The 17,937-nt window shown below is 59.6% G+C and carries 17 protein-coding genes; 12 read left to right on the forward strand and 5 right to left on the reverse strand.

What is annotated here, in order from left to right; translation table 11 throughout:
* Positions 1-60 precede the first annotated feature (60 nt).
* Complete coding sequence (locus tag JNJ66_07695; GenBank protein ID MBL8160309.1) at positions 61-1,005, forward strand: magnesium transporter CorA family protein; 945 nt, start codon at positions 61-63, stop codon at positions 1,003-1,005.
* Positions 1,006-1,531: 526 nt separating this feature from the next.
* Here the strand turns inward: JNJ66_07695 and JNJ66_07700 are convergent.
* Positions 1,532-2,272, reverse strand: coding sequence for a thioredoxin domain-containing protein (locus JNJ66_07700; protein ID MBL8160310.1), 741 nt, complete (start codon positions 2,270-2,272; stop codon positions 1,532-1,534).
* Between the two features lie 122 nt (positions 2,273-2,394).
* Between JNJ66_07700 and JNJ66_07705 the strand changes: the two genes are divergently transcribed.
* Together JNJ66_07705 and aspS are read left to right on the forward strand one after the other, a co-directional pair.
* Complete coding sequence (locus tag JNJ66_07705) at positions 2,395-3,408, forward strand: CBS domain-containing protein (GenBank protein ID MBL8160311.1); 1,014 nt, start codon at positions 2,395-2,397, stop codon at positions 3,406-3,408.
* Between the two features lie 148 nt (positions 3,409-3,556).
* The gene (gene aspS, locus JNJ66_07710) at positions 3,557-4,870 is read left to right on the forward strand and encodes an aspartate--tRNA(Asn) ligase (protein ID MBL8160312.1); all 1,314 of its coding nucleotides are present in this window, start codon (positions 3,557-3,559) and stop codon (positions 4,868-4,870) included.
* Between the two features lie 105 nt (positions 4,871-4,975).
* Here aspS and JNJ66_07715 read toward each other — a convergent pair whose 3' ends face one another.
* Positions 4,976-5,569, reverse strand: a complete 594-nt coding sequence (locus JNJ66_07715; GenBank protein MBL8160313.1) for a hypothetical protein — start codon at positions 5,567-5,569, stop codon at positions 4,976-4,978.
* 92 nt (positions 5,570-5,661) lie between these two features.
* Positions 5,662-6,309, reverse strand: coding sequence for a DNA-3-methyladenine glycosylase 2 family protein (locus JNJ66_07720; protein MBL8160314.1), 648 nt, complete (start codon positions 6,307-6,309; stop codon positions 5,662-5,664).
* A gap of 149 nt (positions 6,310-6,458) precedes the next feature.
* On the opposite strand from JNJ66_07720, the gene JNJ66_07725 reads away from it, so the two are divergent.
* Genes JNJ66_07725 through JNJ66_07740 form a run of 4 tightly spaced genes read left to right on the forward strand, consistent with a single transcriptional unit; the run spans position 6,459 to position 10,833 of the window.
* Positions 6,459-8,939, forward strand: a complete 2,481-nt coding sequence (locus JNJ66_07725) for a cutinase family protein (GenBank protein MBL8160315.1) — start codon at positions 6,459-6,461, stop codon at positions 8,937-8,939.
* On the forward strand, positions 8,897-9,781 hold the full coding sequence (locus JNJ66_07730; GenBank protein ID MBL8160316.1) for an A/G-specific adenine glycosylase: 885 nt from the start codon (positions 8,897-8,899) through the stop codon (positions 9,779-9,781). The genes JNJ66_07725 and JNJ66_07730 overlap by 43 nt, the downstream gene beginning before the upstream one ends.
* Positions 9,782-9,789: 8 nt before the next feature.
* Positions 9,790-10,401: a hypothetical protein gene (locus JNJ66_07735; GenBank protein ID MBL8160317.1), complete on the forward strand. Its 612-nt coding sequence runs from the start codon at positions 9,790-9,792 to the stop codon at positions 10,399-10,401.
* Positions 10,402-10,404: 3 nt separating this feature from the next.
* Positions 10,405-10,833, forward strand: a complete 429-nt coding sequence (locus JNJ66_07740) for a hypothetical protein (GenBank protein MBL8160318.1) — start codon at positions 10,405-10,407, stop codon at positions 10,831-10,833.
* A gap of 1 nt (position 10,834) precedes the next feature.
* On the opposite strand, the gene JNJ66_07745 is transcribed toward JNJ66_07740, so the two are convergent.
* Complete coding sequence (locus JNJ66_07745; protein ID MBL8160319.1) at positions 10,835-11,707, reverse strand: mechanosensitive ion channel family protein; 873 nt, start codon at positions 11,705-11,707, stop codon at positions 10,835-10,837.
* Between the two features lie 49 nt (positions 11,708-11,756).
* Here JNJ66_07745 and JNJ66_07750 point away from each other — a divergent pair, with 49 nt between their 5' ends.
* Positions 11,757-12,311: an L-threonylcarbamoyladenylate synthase gene (locus JNJ66_07750; GenBank protein ID MBL8160320.1), complete on the forward strand. Its 555-nt coding sequence runs from the start codon at positions 11,757-11,759 to the stop codon at positions 12,309-12,311.
* Here JNJ66_07750 and JNJ66_07755 read toward each other — a convergent pair.
* The gene (locus JNJ66_07755) at positions 12,295-13,569 is read right to left on the reverse strand and encodes a hypothetical protein (GenBank protein MBL8160321.1); all 1,275 of its coding nucleotides are present in this window, start codon (positions 13,567-13,569) and stop codon (positions 12,295-12,297) included. The genes JNJ66_07750 and JNJ66_07755 overlap by 17 nt on opposite strands.
* A gap of 122 nt (positions 13,570-13,691) precedes the next feature.
* On the opposite strand from JNJ66_07755, the gene JNJ66_07760 reads away from it, so the two are divergent.
* The 4 genes from JNJ66_07760 (at position 13,692) to treF (ending at position 17,917) form a co-directional block, all read left to right on the forward strand.
* The gene (locus JNJ66_07760) at positions 13,692-14,927 is read left to right on the forward strand and encodes an MFS transporter (protein ID MBL8160322.1); all 1,236 of its coding nucleotides are present in this window, start codon (positions 13,692-13,694) and stop codon (positions 14,925-14,927) included.
* A 33-nt stretch (positions 14,928-14,960) separates the two neighbouring features.
* A complete protein-coding gene (locus tag JNJ66_07765; GenBank protein ID MBL8160323.1) occupies positions 14,961-15,611 on the forward strand; it encodes a hypothetical protein in 651 nt (216 codons plus the stop codon).
* Between the two features lie 133 nt (positions 15,612-15,744).
* On the forward strand, positions 15,745-15,963 hold the full coding sequence (locus JNJ66_07770; GenBank protein MBL8160324.1) for a hypothetical protein: 219 nt from the start codon (positions 15,745-15,747) through the stop codon (positions 15,961-15,963).
* A 400-nt stretch (positions 15,964-16,363) separates the two neighbouring features.
* A complete protein-coding gene (gene treF / locus JNJ66_07775) occupies positions 16,364-17,917 on the forward strand; it encodes an alpha,alpha-trehalase TreF (GenBank protein MBL8160325.1) in 1,554 nt (517 codons plus the stop codon).
* Positions 17,918-17,937: the final 20 nt, after the last annotated feature.

Here is a 17,937-nt window from a genome sequence, read left to right on the forward strand (position 1 = left end):
CTATTGTGCGCGTATACTAAGCTTAAGTATAACGCGTGCCGCCTGGATGGGGCGAAAAAAATGATCCGATATTTCTACAAAAACCTCCGCTCCAAGCAGGTCAGTGAACTGCAGGAATACCAGGCGGGCGCCTGGGTCTACGTTGAAGGCCCCAGCGAACAGGAAATCGACATGCTGGTGCGCGAGTTCAAGCTCGATGCCGGCCACATCAAGGATGCGCTCGACGCCGATGAGATGCCGCGCCTGGAAAAAGAAGGCGACACCAACTACATCTTTGTGCGCTATGCCTTCACGACTGAGGACATCGAGATAACCACGGCGCCACTGCTGTTCGTGGTCGGGCCTAACACCTTCATCACCATCTCGACCCAGCCGCTGCCGCGTCTGCAGCGTTTTGTGAACGGCAAAATTGATTTTGCTACCACCCAGCGCACCAAACTGGTACTGCAGATCATGGCGCAGATCGCCGACCAATATGAAAACTTCATTAATAACGTCGGCCGGCAGATCAAATACATGCGCGTCCAGCTGAAGCAGCACGATATCAATAATGATGATTTCGTCAACTTCGTGATGATCGAGGACGAGCTTAACGAGTTCCTCTCGGCGCTGCTGCCGACCACGGCCATCCTGCGCCGCCTGCTGCTGGGCCGTCACATACCGCTGTTCCATGAGGACCAGGATATCGTCGAGGACCTGCTGCTCAATAACGAACAGTCCATCGAGGCCTGCCGCAGCAACATCAAGACGGTGGCCAGTATCCGCGACGCCTACTCCACCATTGCCAGCAACAACCTGAACCGCTCGATGAAATGGCTGACGGCGGCGACGGTGGCCATCGCGCTGCCGAACGTCTTCTTTGGTATGTATGGCATGAACATCGACCTACCGATGCAGACCAACGGCGGCACCGGCGACCTGCGCGGCTACTTCATGGTTATCGGCATCACGGTCATTGTGACGGTCATTCTTCTGACACTTGCCAGGAGGCGCCGCATCATTTAAATGACGACGCCATAACAGGGATGAAAGCGGGCAGATAAAACGCTCGCGCTTCGTTGTGGTCTTGACATGGAAGCAGCTTATTGCTATACTACTTTTTGTGTTTTTTGCAAGGTCATCAAAGGACACATTTCCTGGGGTTGCCTTTTCTACTAGGCGATACGGTCCGCTCACGGACTAAGCCGAAACTGCGAGTGTAGAAAACGCTGGCTCCACGTGACTGCCCGCCAGGGCAAGACGGAGTCATGCCTCAAGGTGCATATACCAATAAACGAGGAGTAGTCTATGCCTATCACCATCCGCATAGTTCCTTCCAGGAGCAAGCGGATACCGGTAGACGTTGCGCCATCTTGGTTAGAATATATCGAGCATTAGTTATATAACCGCCTGAGCGATGTATGGCTATACACGTCGCGTCCGCCTTTGGGGTGCCTGAGTACGGCACCGGGGCGGGCGTTTTAGTTTACAAAAACTGACGCATATATAAAAGACGCTGCGTGATTGCAGCGTCTTTTTGATAGGCTGCAGCCTACTGGCTGGCTTCGCCGGTCGGCTGTGCGGGCTGGGCAGCCGGGTCGGGGGTCGGCGGTGTTTCGCCGACTTCCTTCAGCTTGGCATCGAGCAGGCTGCTGATCTTGGCGGCCGTGAAGATATTCTGGCCGTTGATCTCTTCAGACATGCTGCTGTTGTCGATGGTCTTGCCGTTGATGACGACGGTCGGCGTGCTGAGCTGGATGCCGGCCTTTTGGGCGGCACCCAGGTCGCGGTTGATACGGTCGGCCACCTCTTTGCTGGCGACGGCGGTCTGAAACTTGGGAATGTCCAGGCTCAGCTGCTTGGCGTATTTCTCGAAGAAGCTGCCACGGGCGTCGGCCGATACCTCGGACCACTCACTCTGATTGCCAAAGAGCAGGTCGTGCATTTCCCAGAACTTACCCTGCTGCCCGGCGGCTTCGGCAGCAGCGGCAGCGGCCTTGGCGTTGGGGTGGATAGAGGTCAGCGGCAGGTGGCGGAAGACGAAGGCGACCTTATCCTTATAGAGCTCCTTGGCCTGGGTCAGCGGCGAGAACAGGGCGCCGCAGCCGGGGCACTGAAAGTCGGCGTACTCGATGAAGACGACTTTGGCGTCGGCGTTGCCGTAGACGCGGTCGTCGGCGACGATCTTGGCAGGATCGCCCTCGAACTTAGCGGTTTGTGGTTTGGTAATGACCAGCAGCGCGATCGTCAGTACGCCAAGCCCGGCAAAAATAAGCCATTTCCATTTGTCCATGCAGATCTCCCTCTCTTTCGGATAAAACAGTACTAGTACTAATATAGCGCAATTGGCTGAGGATGACATGAGATACGGCGCAAAATTACAGCAGGGGTCGGCCGTGGTACAATCGGGGTACGATGTTCATCTCTATCTTGCTGCTGGTTGTCGACGTTCTCTTATGGCTGCTGTTAATTGCACTGCGTGCCGTCCGGCTGCACCGCAGCAGTGTCTCCGATTACGAACTGGACCGCCGCATCAAGGCGGGCGACGAAGTGGCCATTGAGACCCGGCGCCGCGACGAGCTGCTGCCGGAGCTGCGTGAGCTGAAATATCTGGTGGAATTGCTGTTGTTCGTGCTGGTCATCGTACTGACGGTGGTGCTGGCCGGTCCCTGGTGGGCGATTCCGATCATGTTCGTGGTGCTGCTGCAGATTGAGGCGACTGTCCGCTCCAAGTGGGTCATCGCCCAGGCCGAGCGGCTGTACGCGCAGCATGAGCTGGCAATCCTGGAGATCGTCGAGCGTTGCCGGCCGGTGCTGCAGCGTCTGCGCGGCGAAACGCCGCTGAACAAAGGCCAGTTCGTCTACACCAAGCAGGAGCTGCTGGACAGGCTGGCCACCACCACGGTACTGGACGAGCACGAGATGAGCCTGCTGAAGCATGGCTTGGCCTTCGGTGCCAAGACGGTCGAAGACGTTATGACGCCGCGGACGGTCATCGAGGCGATCCGCGAGACCGACACGCTGGGGCCGGTGCTGCTGGACCGGCTGCACAAGAGCGGCCATAGCCGTTTCCCGGTCTATGGAGAGGATATCGACCACATGACCGGCATGCTTTACACGCATGACCTGGTGCCACTGAACCCGAAGTTCAAGACAGTGCAGGATGCCACGCGCCACGATATCTTTTACATCCGGCAGGACCATAGTCTGGAGCATGCGCTGGCAGCCTTCCTGCGGACGCATCACCATCTGTTCATCGTGGTGAACCAGTATCGCGAGACGGTGGGGCTGCTCAGTCTGGAGGACGTGATAGAGGCTTTGCTGGGCCGGCGCATCGTCGATGAGTTCGACCAGCATCATGATCTGCGGGCGGTGGCCGAGAAGAATCCGCGCCACAACAACGTACCCAAGCAGCGCAAAGATGTGTAATGTGGTATAGTAAATCGCAATGACATGTTTCGTAAGTGATACCAATATGAATGACGGGGTCGGTGAATAAACCGGCTGCTTTATTCGCTTACGACCCCTCTCCCAGGCCATACCGTATACTGAAAAGTGATCATTGGAGATATTTACTATGGAACGAATTTTGAACAGTGCCGTGGCTGAACATGTCGGCAAAGAGATTACCGTAAGAGGCTGGCTGCACAAGAAGCGCCTGCTGGGCGGCCTGACGTTCATCAACCTGCGCGACCGCAGCGGGCTGGTACAGGTAGTCATCAAGGACAAGGACGAAGTGGAGAAGCTGCGCGGACTGCAGGTGGGTACCGTGCTGGCGGTAACCGGTACGGCCAAGGAAGAGCCGCGGGCACCTGGTGGCGCCGAGCTGCACGATGTGACGCTGGACGTCCTGGTGCCGGTGACCGACGAGCCGCCGATTGAGATTGATAAACCGCTGGGCCACAAGCCCGACAACCTGGACACCTTGTTCGATAACCGCGTCATCGGTCTGCGCAACCTGCAGGAGCGGGCAATCTTTGAGGTGCAGGCGACCATTACCCGGAGCATGCGCGCCCATTTTGACGAGCACGGCTTTACGGAGATGCACACGCCCAAGCTGCTGGCCGAGGCGACCGAAGGCGGCGCCGAGGTCTTTACGCTTGATTACTTCGGTAAGGTGGCGACGCTGGCCCAGAGCCCGCAGTTCTACAAGCAGATGATGGTGGGTGTGTTTGAGCGGGCGTATGAGATCGCGCCGGTGTACCGGGCTGAGCCAAGCGCGACGACCCGCCACATGTCCGAATACACCTCTGTTGACGGTGAAATGGGCTTCATTACGCTTGAAGACCTGAAGCAGTTCTTGAGCGGGCTGCTGAACCGTGTGGTCGATGATGTCTGGGCACGCCATGAGACCGAACTGAAGCGCTGGAACGCTACCAAGCCGGTACTGACTGCCGAGATTCCGACCATTGCCATGTCTGAGATTCACGAGAAGTACTCCAAGGCGACAGGTGAGAACTCTGTGGGTGAGAAGGACCTGCGGCCGGATGAGGAGCGTTGGATCTGTGAGTATGCTAAGAAGAACCTGGGATCGGAAGCTGTCTTCGTATCCGAATGGCCGGCCAGCGAAATGAAGTTCTATCACAAGGCCAACGATGAGACGCCGGAGATCGCTGACCGCGTGGACCTGTTGTTCCGCGGCGTCGAGATTACTACCGGCAGCATGCGCGAGCACGTGTATGAGAAGGTGGTGCAGCAACTGAAGGACTTGGCAGGTGGTGATCCTGAAGATCCTGGCTTCACACCACTGCTGACGGCCATGCGCTACGGCATGCCGCCGCACGGCGGCTTCGGCCTTGGGCTGGAGCGGCTGACGCAGAAGCTGATCGGGCTGAACAACGTCAAGGAAGCGACGTTGTTCCCGCGGGATATCAACCGGCTCGGGCCGTAGTGGCTTAAAGGTTGGGGCGATGTCTCAACTTACAATCGATAGCTTATAAGCTGGGAGACCGCCCCGCCCACCGCTGATGCGGGGGCGGGGTTGCTCCGTGCAGGGTCAGATCGGGAAGTTCCACGTCCGGGGCACGCGCGCCGGCTGTTCACCGCCGTGGATGGCGGCGTAGGACGGCATGGCGATGGTGGCTGGGTCGGCGTACGAGGTTCGGTTGGCGTGCGTCTTGGCCAGCAGCTGTGCGAAGGCGTGCCCCAGGTCGGTGGCCACCTGCTGGCTGCAGTAGCCGAAGCCGTGGCAGCCGACGTAGGCACCGTTGATGTCTGCGGCACCGGTGTTCTCGTGCGGGTGCGGCATCAGGTGGGCCGGCGGGTTGCCGGCGTAGCGGTGTTGCAGGTCGCCGAAGTCGCGCAGCAGACCGGCGGCCTGGTGGGCCATGGTCCGGGCGTGGTGCGTGCCGTTGCCGGTGGTGACGACCAACAGCAGGGCGTCCTCGGAACGCGAGTAGCGGTCGGTCGGGTCCAGCAGGACGAGCGCCCGGGGCTCCAGCGGAGAGTTCCGCAGGATGCCGTGGGGCACTGGGTCCTGCAAGGCGGACTTGGCGGCCTCGGTGAGGAGGGTACGCAGGTCGGGGTCGTCCAACAGTGTGTAGGGGTTGCCGTAGTGGACGAGCTGCACGTGCGGAAGCGGGGTGTTCATGAGGAGATCCTCTTCGATCGGAGGTGCATGGAGCGCTCTATTTCGAGCTATTACATTATATCACAAATCTTATAAAAAGTCAATTAAAAAGCTTACGTTCTGGGAGTGCCTGGCGCGTTATCAAGATACTGCCAGACGTACCAGCTGGCAACGGACTCAAAAGGGTGCCAGTGATGCTGTTCGGCGATGACGATCATCTCGGCAGGTGCGGGGATGGTGGGCAGACCATAGAGTTTCTGCATGCCCATACGGACGCCCAGGTCGCCAGTAGGAAGCACATCGAGGCGGCCCATGGCCCACATCAGGAACATGTGGGCGGTCCACTCGCCGATGCCTTTGACGGCGGTCAGCTCTATGATGATCTGTTCGTTGGAGCGGTGTTCGATATCGGCGAAGTCGATACGGCCGTCAAGCACGTGCCGGGCCAGATCTTTGACATAGGCGACTTTGGAGCGGCTGAGCCCGGCGGCGCGGAGCGTGTCGTCCGGGCAGTTGATGATGGCCTGTGGCGCCGGAAATGCTCCGGCGAAAATGGCGGTGAAGCGGTCGGTGATGGTGGCGGCCGCTTTGACGCTGAGCTGCTGGCCGATAATGGAGCGGACGAGCTCGTGGTAATAATCGGTGTGCGGACGGATGGTGCAGGGGCCGGTCTGGCGGATGACCGGCGCCAAACAGGTGTCATGCCGGCTAAGATGAGCGGCAGCAATGCGGGCCTGGGCGTCGGAAATCACGAAATGCATGGACTCATTGTAGCAATACTGATGAGGTGTAAAAGGCGACGGTTCATTAAAAATCGCAGCATGTACCGGGGATGGTGCGTTTAATAATTAATAGTTGTTTTTTGTAACAGCAGTATGACTGCTACCATGCCGGCATGAAACAGACACTGATGATAAAGGGAATGGCGGCGGTGCTGATGACGGGTGCGTGCATCGCCTGGTGGGGCATGACAGGGCGTCCGGCGGTGGCCGGCGAGCAAAGCTGTAAGAGTATCATGGTGATATATGCCCGCGGTTCCGGGCAGCCGGCCGGTGCCATGGAGGAGCAGCGCTTCAGGCAGGCGGTACAGGGGGTGACGGGGCTGACGGATAAGGTGGGGTATGTGGAATTGGGCCGCTTGATGCCTGGTACATATGGTAATTATCCGGCGGCGGGCGTTGATGTCCGGCTGAACCAGGACGCGCGGATCTGGGCGCCGCAGGCGGTCAATGCCATCGGGGCGAAGTTCTCGGTGTCGTGGCTGAAGATCGGGGAGTACGAGCGGAGCGTACTGGAGGGTAAGGAATTATTGTTTGAATTTTTGCGCTCCGAAGAAAACCGGGCGGTGATCTGTGCCGGCACGCGGTTCGTGATGGCGGGGTATTCGCAAGGCGCGCAGGTCATCGGTGAGGCGCTGAGCGATGAACGGATGCGGCGGTATGATGCGGCCATCCTCTCGGTGCAGCTGTTCGGGGACCCCCGGTTGACATATGCCGATGCTGCCCAGGCACGGCCGGCCGGCAGTTGGTACCGCGGCTCGGCGGACAGCAGCGTGCGAGGCATCCTGGGGGCGCGCTCGCCCTATGTGCCGCCGTCGCTGGCGGAAAAGGTGGGGAGCTGGTGCCGGGATCAGGATGGTATCTGCAGCGGGACGCTGTTCTTTGGCGAGCATGGCAGGTATCTGGAGCGCGAAGTGGCACTGGCTGGCCGGGAGGCGGGGAGGCGTATGCAGCAACAGCTGGCGAGCGACGGGACGGTGCCGCTGCCTGGCTGCGCACCTTCGCGGCAGGATGTTGTGCTGGCGGTCGAACTGAGCGAAGCGGTACGGAGCAGCGGTTTTCTGGCCGAGCAGGTCATGGGCGCAGAGGCACGCAGTATGTTGGCTGGCGCTTGCGACAGCCGGGTGGCGGCCGTCGGCTTCTATGCCGCAGAGCCTGCCGTCCCGCCCGTAGTGTTGAGTGATTTTACGGATGATGCAGCCGTCTTTGCCGGCAGGGTGGCGCGATATGCCGAAGGCCACCGTGAGTATGTGACGCTGCGCCAATCAGCCATGTTGGAAGGTCTGCTGCGGGCGGCAGAGATGGATTGGCGGACGGATGCCCAGCGGGTCGTGGTGGTGCATGCGCACAGCCAGCCGGCAGGCTGGAATGATTGGCAGGACGGGCGGCCGCTGTACGAGAACTTCGCTGATGGCGCGGCGCTGCGCCAGGTGGCCAAACGGTATGCCGGGCAGAACATTGATTTCCGCTACGGACTCGGAGCGATGACCGGCCGTGAATCCCGGGCATATGCAGGCACCGAGCAACCGGCGCTCGATGCCCTGGGTGATCTGTTGGGCGGCAGACATGTGACATACGGCTGTTCACGGTACTGCTACTGGCGCCTGGCGGGCACTTTTGCCCATCGGCCGGAATTCCGGGCTACGCCGCTGGCCGGTACGACAAAAGACCAGCTGTGGCTGCAGACGACCGATCTGTCCGAGGGGCGCATTGGGGCCGCCAGGCAGGCCGGCGGAGTGTACTACGAATGGGATTTGGACTGCGACGGCCTGTTCGAGATCAGTGGCGGCAGTGAGGCCGAGGGTGCCGCTCCGCTGCGCTTCAAGCGGCCGCGCCAGTGTCAGGGATTTGCCAGGGTGCGGGTGGCGGCGGGTGTTGCCGAGGGGAGGATGGCGTATGACAGCTATACGGCAGCGTTGGCTATCAACGTCAGGCCGGCAGGCGAGCCGGTTGCCGTGCCGCCGGCAATCGCTGAGGTGCGGGCCGAGCCGGATGGGGCTGGCGCTGTCAGTCTTTCCTGGCGGGCGGCTGGCCATAGCGAGCATGAGGCTGTGCGCTATCTGGTTGAGGCGGACCGGCAGCAGACTGGTCAGCGGCAACTGGTGGCCGTGACATCCGAGCGCACCCTGGTCGTCACCGACGTACCGGCCGGCAGCCTTACCGTGACGGTCACGCCGATAATCGCGGGAGGAGATGCGGGCGTGCCGGTTGCCAGCCCGACCGTGCTGGTGGCGAATGTGATGCCTGGGCCGGATGCGTCGCAGGCAGAGCGGTTGCAGGGCGTGCAGCACCTGCGTCATCCCGTCCTTGCTGCAACGACGGCGCCGGCGCCTGCCGCCGGGTCTGAGCACGTGCTGTCCGGGCAACCCACAGACGCAGCTACGCACGAACAGGCTCATCCGCCCGATGGCACTGTCCGTAAACAACATGTCCGCTCCCGCGCCGACAGACCGGATGTACTCACCCTGCTGGCGAACGGACACCAGTCTGCGGTGGGCGGTGCGGCGCCGGCAATTACTGCCGCAACCGCACTTCTCATTGCCGCTTGTGTCTTTGCTACAATCAGAAGATGCCGCAGACTCCGCGTAAGACCATCACTACCCCCGCCGTAACCCTTCAGCCCCATGAGGTGGCCGATTTCCGAGCGGTTGTGACTGGCTATTTCTCGACACATCGCCGTGATATGCCCTGGCGTCACACTGCCGATCCGTACCGCATCATGGTGAGTGAGATCATGCTGCAACAGACCCAGGTGGCACGCGTCATTCCAAAGTACGAACAGTTTATACAGCGGTTCCCTGATGTGACTGCCTTGGCCGGGGCGCCACTGGCCGATGTCGTGGCCGCCTGGGTCGGCCTGGGCTATAACCGCCGGGCGCGTTTCCTGCACCAGGCGGCCGCCATGGTCATCGAGGCGTATGGCGGCGAGTTCCCGACTGACTCAGCGGGACTGCAGTCGCTGCCGGGTATCGGCAGTAACACTGCGGGCGCGATCATGGCCTATGCCTACAACCGGCCGGTCGTCTTCATTGAAACTAACATACGCACTGTCTATATCCACCATTTCCTCAGTGATGAATCCGCCGTGGCCGACGCAGCCATCCGTCACCTGCTGGAGCAGACGCTTGATGAGACGCATCCGCGCGAATGGTATTGGGCCCTGATGGATTACGGCACTCACCTCAAGGCCACCAGGCCGAGCAACCTGGCGCAAAGCCGGCACTATAAGAAGCAAAGCCGTTTTGAAGGGTCGTTGCGGCAGGTGCGCGGTGCCATCGTGCGTGAGTTGGCTGGCGGTGCTATGCCCGAAGAGTCGCTGCGCCAGACAATCAACGACACGTACGCCGCCGCCGGCGAACGCTTCGACCCAGCCTTGTCTGCGCTCCTGGCCGAGGGCATGGTTGAGCGCCACGGTACCATGATTAGTTTGACAGGGAGCGGCCAAGTATCATAATAGTCCGTATGCAAAAGTCGGTCAGTCGGATGGCGCATGTCGTGCGCTCGGTATGTGCGCCCTACGCGGGTGCGGGTTTGTTGTTGGCGCTGGCCGCACTGACGACGGCCGTCACGCTTGTGCAGCCTGTACAGGCTGCCGAGCCGACGCCGGAGCGCCTGCAGCTGCTCCGTGAGCGCTGCAACGTCATCAAGACACGGCTCGATGTCATCATCAAGAACGAGGCGGCCGACCGCATCCGCCGCGGACGTGCGTACGACCAGAACCTGCTGCCCTATATCTCAGCCTTTAACAGCCGCGTGGCCGGCAATAACGTTGATGCTCCCGAGCTGATCCGTATCGCCGCCGAGCTGCAGGAGCTGGTTGGCCGCAGTCAGTTCGGCAGCCAGTTCAGCATCTACTCGGATGACCTTAATGGCGCCGTACACTCCGATTGCAAAGCGAACCCCGAGCTGTTGCACGACTGGCTCGACAAAGCCCGTATCGACCGTGCCACCCTGGCCGAGACCATCAGGCGTAGTGACGCGCTGATCAGCGAATACATCGCCGAGCTGGAAAAGTTGGAGCAGCGCTATACACCGGTCATCAACCTGCCGGAACCCACCGGGGAGGGGCAATAAGATATGGAACCTGGCAGAATACATCACCCGCCGCATGACCGGCCGGGCGGCCGCGAGGAGCACGGCAGCCGCAAGACGCGCCGTATGGGGTTGCCGTTGGCCCTGGGTCTCTGTATCGGTGTGGCGGTCATCCTTACCGGCATCAACATGGTGCTCTATCTGCGCAGTAACCTCTCCCGTATCGACCTCAGTAAGCCCAAGTACGCCGATATCCGCAAAGACCTCCGGCCGTCACAGGCCGAAGGCGGCCAGGAGCAGATCGACACGACCAGTCCAATCACGGCGGAGGCCATCCGTGAGCAGATTGACGAACTACGGGTCCGACAGGAAGAGCTGCGAAGAATCGGCGGCTTTGATTCACCGGTGCTTGACGACAGTGCTATCGGTATCGGCGGCGCAGACGAAGGCGCGCTGCTTCAGCAGAACCAGTAGCTTACTTCGGCGCCAGCTCAATGCCGTGCTTGCGGAACGCCGTCAGCAGGCGGCGGCGCAGTTCGCCGGCAACTGACCACTGTTGTGAAGGCAGGGTCTTGCCGGTAACGCTTACCTCAAGCGCAGTGTCGCTGAACGTACCGATGGTCGTGAACTTCGGCGCCTCAAGAATCTTATCCTTCCAACCTTCGCTGTCACTTAGTTTCTGGCCGGTCTCGTCGATGACCTTGGCAAGCTTGTCGATGTTGGTATCGGGCATGACATTGATGTCCAGGTTGACGCGGCTGTAGCCCATGGTCTTGTTGACGACATGGGCGATGGTGCCGTTGGGCACGTAGTGGACATTGCCGTCATCGTCACGCAGGACGGTCGAGCGGATGGAAATACGCTCCACGGTGCCCGAGGCGCCGGAGCCGGTATCGATGTCGATCACGTCACCCACCCGGTACTGATTCTCAGAAATGATAATAATGCCGGTCAGCAGATCTTTGATGACCGATTGTGCGCCCAGGCCGACGACCACGCCGATGACGCTGGCACTGGCCAGTAGCGGCGTTAGGTCAAGCTCCTTGAAGATGGATTTGACGATAATCAGCACAGCGATGACCCACAGCACAGAGTGGGCAATGGCGGTGAACAGGCTGATGAGGGTGTTCTGCCGCTTGGTCAGGTCTTCCTCGTTCATGCCACGGTGGGTGAAGCGGCTGGAGTGGATGAGATTGCGGACGGCGACTTCGATCAGTTTGCCGATGAAATGCGTGACCAGGGCGGTCAGAAGCAGCACGGTCAGGATAAGCGGGCCATGCCGAAGGACCCACGAGGCAATGTCGCTCAAAGCTAAAACATCCATGGTCTGGTTGACGGTTTCGTTCATTTCCTTATAGTATACCGTGAATTTACAGATAGGCTACAATAGGACACATATGAAATTGCCCCAGGAAGAATGGCAGAAGGCTGCCCAGTTACTACGCAAAGGCCAGATCGGCATCCTTCGGACCGATACTATTTATGGTATCGTCGCACGGGCCGATGATGAGCAGGCGGTGCGCCGCATTCACGATGTCCGCTCGCGCGAGCCAGGCAAGGCGTATATCGTGCTGGCCGCCGACGAAGGCCACCTGTATGACCCGCTGCCAGACATTACCCGGCAGTCCCTGCGCCAGCTTTGGCCTGGTCCGGTCAGCGTAGCACTGCCAGCCCGCCGTTCACCAGTCTGGTTGCCGCTGATTGACAACACGCTGGCATACCGCATCCCGGCACCCATCTGGCTGCGTGAGCTGCTGGAAGTGACGGGGCCGCTGTTGGCGCCGAGCGCCAATCCTGGCGGCCACCCGCCGGCCCGCACTATCGAAGAGGCGCACGCCTACTTCGGCGACTCAGTTGATTTTTACCTGGACGGTGGAACGGTCGCCCCCGACACGCCCCCGTCCCAGCTCTATACGCTCCTGTCCGACGGCTCGCTTAAGCGCCTGCGGTAAGCCCGGCGGCCTTTTGCCGCACCCAACCGTCAACGTTGCCTGCGCCCATGACGATCACCAGTTTGCCGGCGGCGCGGGCCTGGCTGATCTCCTGCCAGAGTGCGTCGTCCATCTCGGCCGGCACGGCGGCGGCACGGTTCTGCAGACCTGCAATCAACTCGGCAGGGCTTAGCACCGGCAGAGCAGGATCCTCCCGGCTCAGATACGTCGGCAGCCAGTAGATGCGCTCGGCTTTCATCATGCAGTCGGCGTACTCTGCGCGCAGCTCATGCTGGCGGCGGTTCTGGTGCGGCTGGTACACCAGGACGACATGCTCGTTCAATTCGGCGGCCATCTGCATGACGGCGGTGATTTCGACGGGGTGGTGGCCGTAATCGGTGTAGAGATTCTCGGCCAAGCGCTCAAACCGCCGGCTGGAGCCTGGAAAGTCGGCGATGGCGGCCTTGAGGGCCTCCAGGCTGATGCCCGTTGCCTGGTTGACGATAGAAATGGCGATCATGGCATTGCGGCGGTAGTGCTCGCCCGGCAGGCGTATGTCATCCAGCAGCGGATCCTTGCCGAGCGGCCGTACGCCCGGCAGGCCGGCGGCTGCAAAATAAGCGGCATCAGCTTCCCAAAGATAGGTAGTATCGGATCTGGTGATGAAATCGCGGAAGGCCTGTTTGTAGTCTTCACGCGTGGGGTAGGTGTCGACATGGTCGTAATCGACGGAGACGATGCCGGCGATGCGAGGGTGGTAGTGCAGGAAATTGCGGTCGAACTCATCACACTCGTAAACAAAATACCGGCTGGCCGCATTGAACAGGCCGCTCGGGCCAAAACTGACCGGCGCACCGACAGAGTAGCTGACCGGCTGCTCAAACCGCTGAAACAGCCAGGTGACCATGGCGGTGGTGGTGGTTTTGCCGTGGGTGCCGGCTACGGCAATGAGCTGCAGGTTGCGGATACGGATAATTTCGGCCAGCAACTCATCGCGTTTACTGGTGCGGATGCCAAGCGTACCGGCCAGCACCAGTTCGGGGTGGTCGGCGGGCAGGGCGGAAGTATAGACGAACCAATCAATCGGCTGGCTGTCGTGCTCGGCCTGCAGAGCGCTGCCATCCTGGCCGATATGGACGGTGACGCCGCGTTGCCGCAACTGTTGTGTCACCGGGCTTTCGGACAGGTCCGACCCGACCACCAGGTAGCCGGCATCGGCCGCGATCTCGGCCAACGGGCCGATACCGACGCCGCCCAGGCCAGAAAAGTAAATCCTCATACAGGGCATTATGCGATACTGTGCCGCCGCGGGCAAGCGGCGGCGCCCCTGTGTTCAGGCTGTCGGATATGCGCTATACTAAGGGATAGCATCCAGTCAAGAGCAAACACCTCAATAAGCAAATGAAACCGTTATTCACCCACATCCTGCACCGGCTGTTGTGGCGCCAACATTTTTGGCGTCATATCGGTTTCAGTGAGCTCGCCGAGTTGTACGCGCTGCGCATGCTGCGTTCGGTCGCCATCAACATGATCGGCATCTTCGTGGCGGTCTATCTGTTCCGCAATGGTTATTCCATCATGTTCATCCTGGGCTTCTTTGCGGTCTACTACCTGGTGCGGGCGCTCAGCTGTGTGCCGGCGGCATACATCATCGGCTATATCGGCCCCAAGCATGCGACGCTGCTGAGCAATATCATGTTCCTGCCGTCGTTCATCGCCCTGTATCTTATTCCCGAACTGGGAAGTGTCATGCTGCTGGTCTATCTGGTGCCGCAGGCGTTTGGTAATGCGCTGTTCAACATCAGCTACAATGTCGACTTCTCCAAAGTGAAGCACGGCGAGCATGCCGGCAAGGAAATCGGCTTTATGCAGATAATGGACCGTATCGGTACGGCGCTCAGTCCACTGATCGGCGGTCTTATCGCCCTAGCGTTCGGGCCGCAGGTCACTATCATCGTGGCCCTCGCCCTGTTCGTAGTGGCGGCGATTCCATTGTTCTTTACGCCGGAGCCGGTAGAGACGCACCGGCGGGTGCATCTGCGCCACTTCCCGTGGCGTGAGTACAAACGGCCGCTGCTGTCACAGGTCGGTATCGGCGCGGATGTCATCGCTTCCAGTATCATCTGGCCGCTGTTCCTGGTGCTGGTGGTCTTTACCAGTGGTTCCGACGAGGTGTATGCGCAGATCGGTGGTATTGCTTCGGTCACCATCTTCGCTTCGCTGATCATCGCCAAGATCTATGGCACGCTGATTGATAAGCGGCGGGGCAAGCAGCTGCTCGCCTATTCTGTCATCGGCAACAGCAGCCTGCACCTGGTGCGTTTCCTGATTGGCACACCACTGGCGGCCGTGGCCTTCAACATCATCAACGAGGTAATGACGACCGGCTACTATATGCCGTATATGAAAGGCTTGTACGACACGGCCGACAGGGACGAGGAGTTCAGGGTCACGTACCTGGCTGTTTCTGACATCGTTGCCTCGTTGGGTGGTATCATGCTGCTGCTCATCGCCATGGCCTGTATCGCCATCACCAACAGCGAAGTCGTCGGCTTCCAGGTGCAATACGTCATGGCGGCGCTGATGACGCTGTTGATTGCAGCCCATGGGTTCCCCATCTACAAACGGTCACATTAACGGTACGCCACAACGGGAGTATACTGAAGCTATATGAAGGGACATGCAGCACAGGTGGGGGTTCGGCGGCATATCCATCACCGGATACGCATCATCCGCGGTATCCGGCTGTGGCAGCTGACGCTGATCGCCATCTTCTTCACAGTATCCAGCGTGGCCTTGTTGCGGGCGAACAGCATCGAAGCCATCAAGCTCTTCAATGACGTCAAAGCGGCCGATGCGGCCCTTAACGACGCCGAGACACAGAAAGCCCTGAAACGCCTGCATGGCTATGTTTCGCGGCACATGAACACCCAGCTCGACCGCATCAGCCTCGAGAAGACCTATCAGCGCGATTACCAGGCCGCCGTCGCCAAAGTGACGCACAGCGGCTCCACCAATGATGCCAAATACCAGGAGGCCGAACTGGCCTGCCGTGATGAGCTGCGCCGGACGGCCTCGTTCCCGGCCTACGCCCAATGTGTCTCCAGCCGGGTGGGCGAGGTCGCATCGGGGCAGGATCCATTGTTGCAGGCCGACCTGCCGCAGCCGTACCGCTACCAATATTCTTTTATCAGCCCCAGTTGGTCGCCTGATGCGGCCGGCATGACCCTGCTGGCGGCGCTGGTGTTGTGGTTCATCATCGCGGTCAGGTTCGGCATTGAGCTGTTCTTTGTGCTTATGGTGCGACGGCACGATTCCTAACCTGTTGCAGCCGTTTTTTGCTGTTTGCTGACGCCGCAATATCCTACCTCTGTAGCATAAACCTATTGACAGAGGTAACACCGACGATATAAGGTTAGATTCGTAAAGCCTGTAAAAGGAGGACAAACCAACTATGGCTACTACGGCAGCTTACGCACACACGAACTCAAAAGGGGTAACGTATCACCTGCACAAGAAGGATGTGACTCTACGCGGCGGTAAAAGCCAGACCATCTACTTTTTCTGCAAGGACGAAAAAGGCGCCAAGGGTGACCCGACCGACCTGCCAGCTGGTTACGAAGTAACCGAGAACCCACGCAACGGCTTCCTCACTATCAAGAAGAAGAAATAGCACTTCCCGCAGATTTTGCACACAGATTGTATTCAAAACTTCCCTACCTGACTGTACCAACATGGGTGGGGAAGTTTTTTTGACCCTACGGCCACCCCTGTAATTGTGGAAAACTGAATAAAAAATGTTTGCAATAGTGCTTATGTTGGTGCTACAATCAGAGCAAACAAACAGCGCTTCAAGCAAAACGTTTCGGGCTGTTTGCCTTCGGGTGAGTAGCCCGAACTTTTGTTTTTTTGGGGCCCTGATCCGCCACTCTGTTGCATTATTCTCTCTACCGCTTGCGGGACGGTGGGGCTGTTTGCTAGGCTGGAATAAGTAGAGTTGAGCGACAGCCAATAAAACCAACAACCGCAGACCTTTTGATTATCAAATATAACCAGATCAGCCAGGGTGGCCCATGTTAGAAAAGAAGATTAAAGCTGGCATTACCAACATCACCGGATTGATTCCGGCGGAAAAAGCACCGGACGAACTGCTCGGTGAATTGTTTTCCGATGTCCAGCTCCGGCGTATCCATTCCGATGGCAAGACGTTCGTCGACCTGGTCTCGGAGCGGCGTTTGCGCCAGATCGCCAAGTCATACCGGAAGGCAAAACTGCAGCCCGGGTTCGACCTGCATAAGTTCGTCGAGGAGCATTTCAAGGGATACACGTTTGATGCCGGCAGCTACCAGGCGTCCGCCGACCGTCCCGCCAAAGAGCATATAGAAAAGCTTTGGCCTATGCTGACGCGCCAAACCTACCGTCCGCGCGGTTCACTGATGCCGCTGCCGTACCCCTATGTGGTGCCGGGCGGCCGTTTTCTGGAGCAATTCTATTGGGACACCTATTTCATCATGATCGGCCTGGCGGCTGGCGGTCACTACGAGATGATCGACGACATGATGAAGAACTACGCCTACATGATCCGCAAGATCGGCTACATTCCCACCGCCAACCGCACCTACTTCCTGACGCGCTCACAGCCGCCGTTCTTTGCCCAGATGGTGCGCCTGCTGGCGGCCGCCAAGGGGCGCCGGGTGTATGTGCAGTACCTGCCGTACATGCTGGCCGAATATCGCTTCTGGATGAAGGGTATCAAGGATGTGCGGGCCGGTGCCCACGCCGTCAACCGCGTAGTGCGCATGCCGGACGGCAGCATCCTCAACCGTTATTACGACAAGAAGCAGACACCGCGCCCGGAAAGCTACAAAGAAGATGTCGAGACCGCCATGCGCGCCGAAGGCCGCACCCCCAGCCAGGTCTACCTCGACCTGCGGGCTGGTGCGGAGAGCGGCTGGGATTTCTCATCCCGCTGGTTCCGCGACCCGCAGGACATCTCGACCATCCACACCACCGATATCATCCCGGTCGACCTCAACAGCCTGCTCTACGGCCTGGAGCAGACCATCGCTACCGCGTACGGTATCCTCAAGCAGAGTTTGTTGGCCCGCCGCTTTGAACGCAAGGCGGCCGCCCGCGCCGAAGCCTTGCAACGCTACTGCTGGAACGACGCCCGCGGCTACTACTATGACTACGATTTCGTGGCCGGCCAGCAGACCGACGCCGAAACGCTGGCAGGGGTCTTTCCGCTGTTCTTCCGCATGCCCAGTTCCAGCCAGGCCGTGCGCGTGGCCGACAAGCTTGAAGCCGATTTCCTTAAGCCCGGCGGCCTGGCTACCACCCTGGCCCACACGCCGCAGCAATGGGATTCACCTAACGGCTGGGCGCCGCTGCAGTACATCGCCATTGCCGGGCTGCGCAACTATGGCCTGAACCAGCTGGCAAACGAGGTCAAAGAGCGCTGGCTTGACGCCTGTAATACCGTCTATAATGCCGAATCAAAATTCGTTGAAAAATACAATGTGTATGAGCCGCACAACCTTGGCGGCGGCGGCGAATACGAGCTGCAGGATGGGTTCGGCTGGACGAACGGCGTCTATATGGCGCTTTCGCTCGATAAGGAGCAGTAGTTACAGGCGGGAGGCGGCTC

It is taken from the genome of Candidatus Saccharibacteria bacterium, assembly GCA_016789455.1.
Lineage (GTDB): Bacteria > Patescibacteriota > Saccharimonadia > Saccharimonadales > Saccharimonadaceae > CAIJKY01.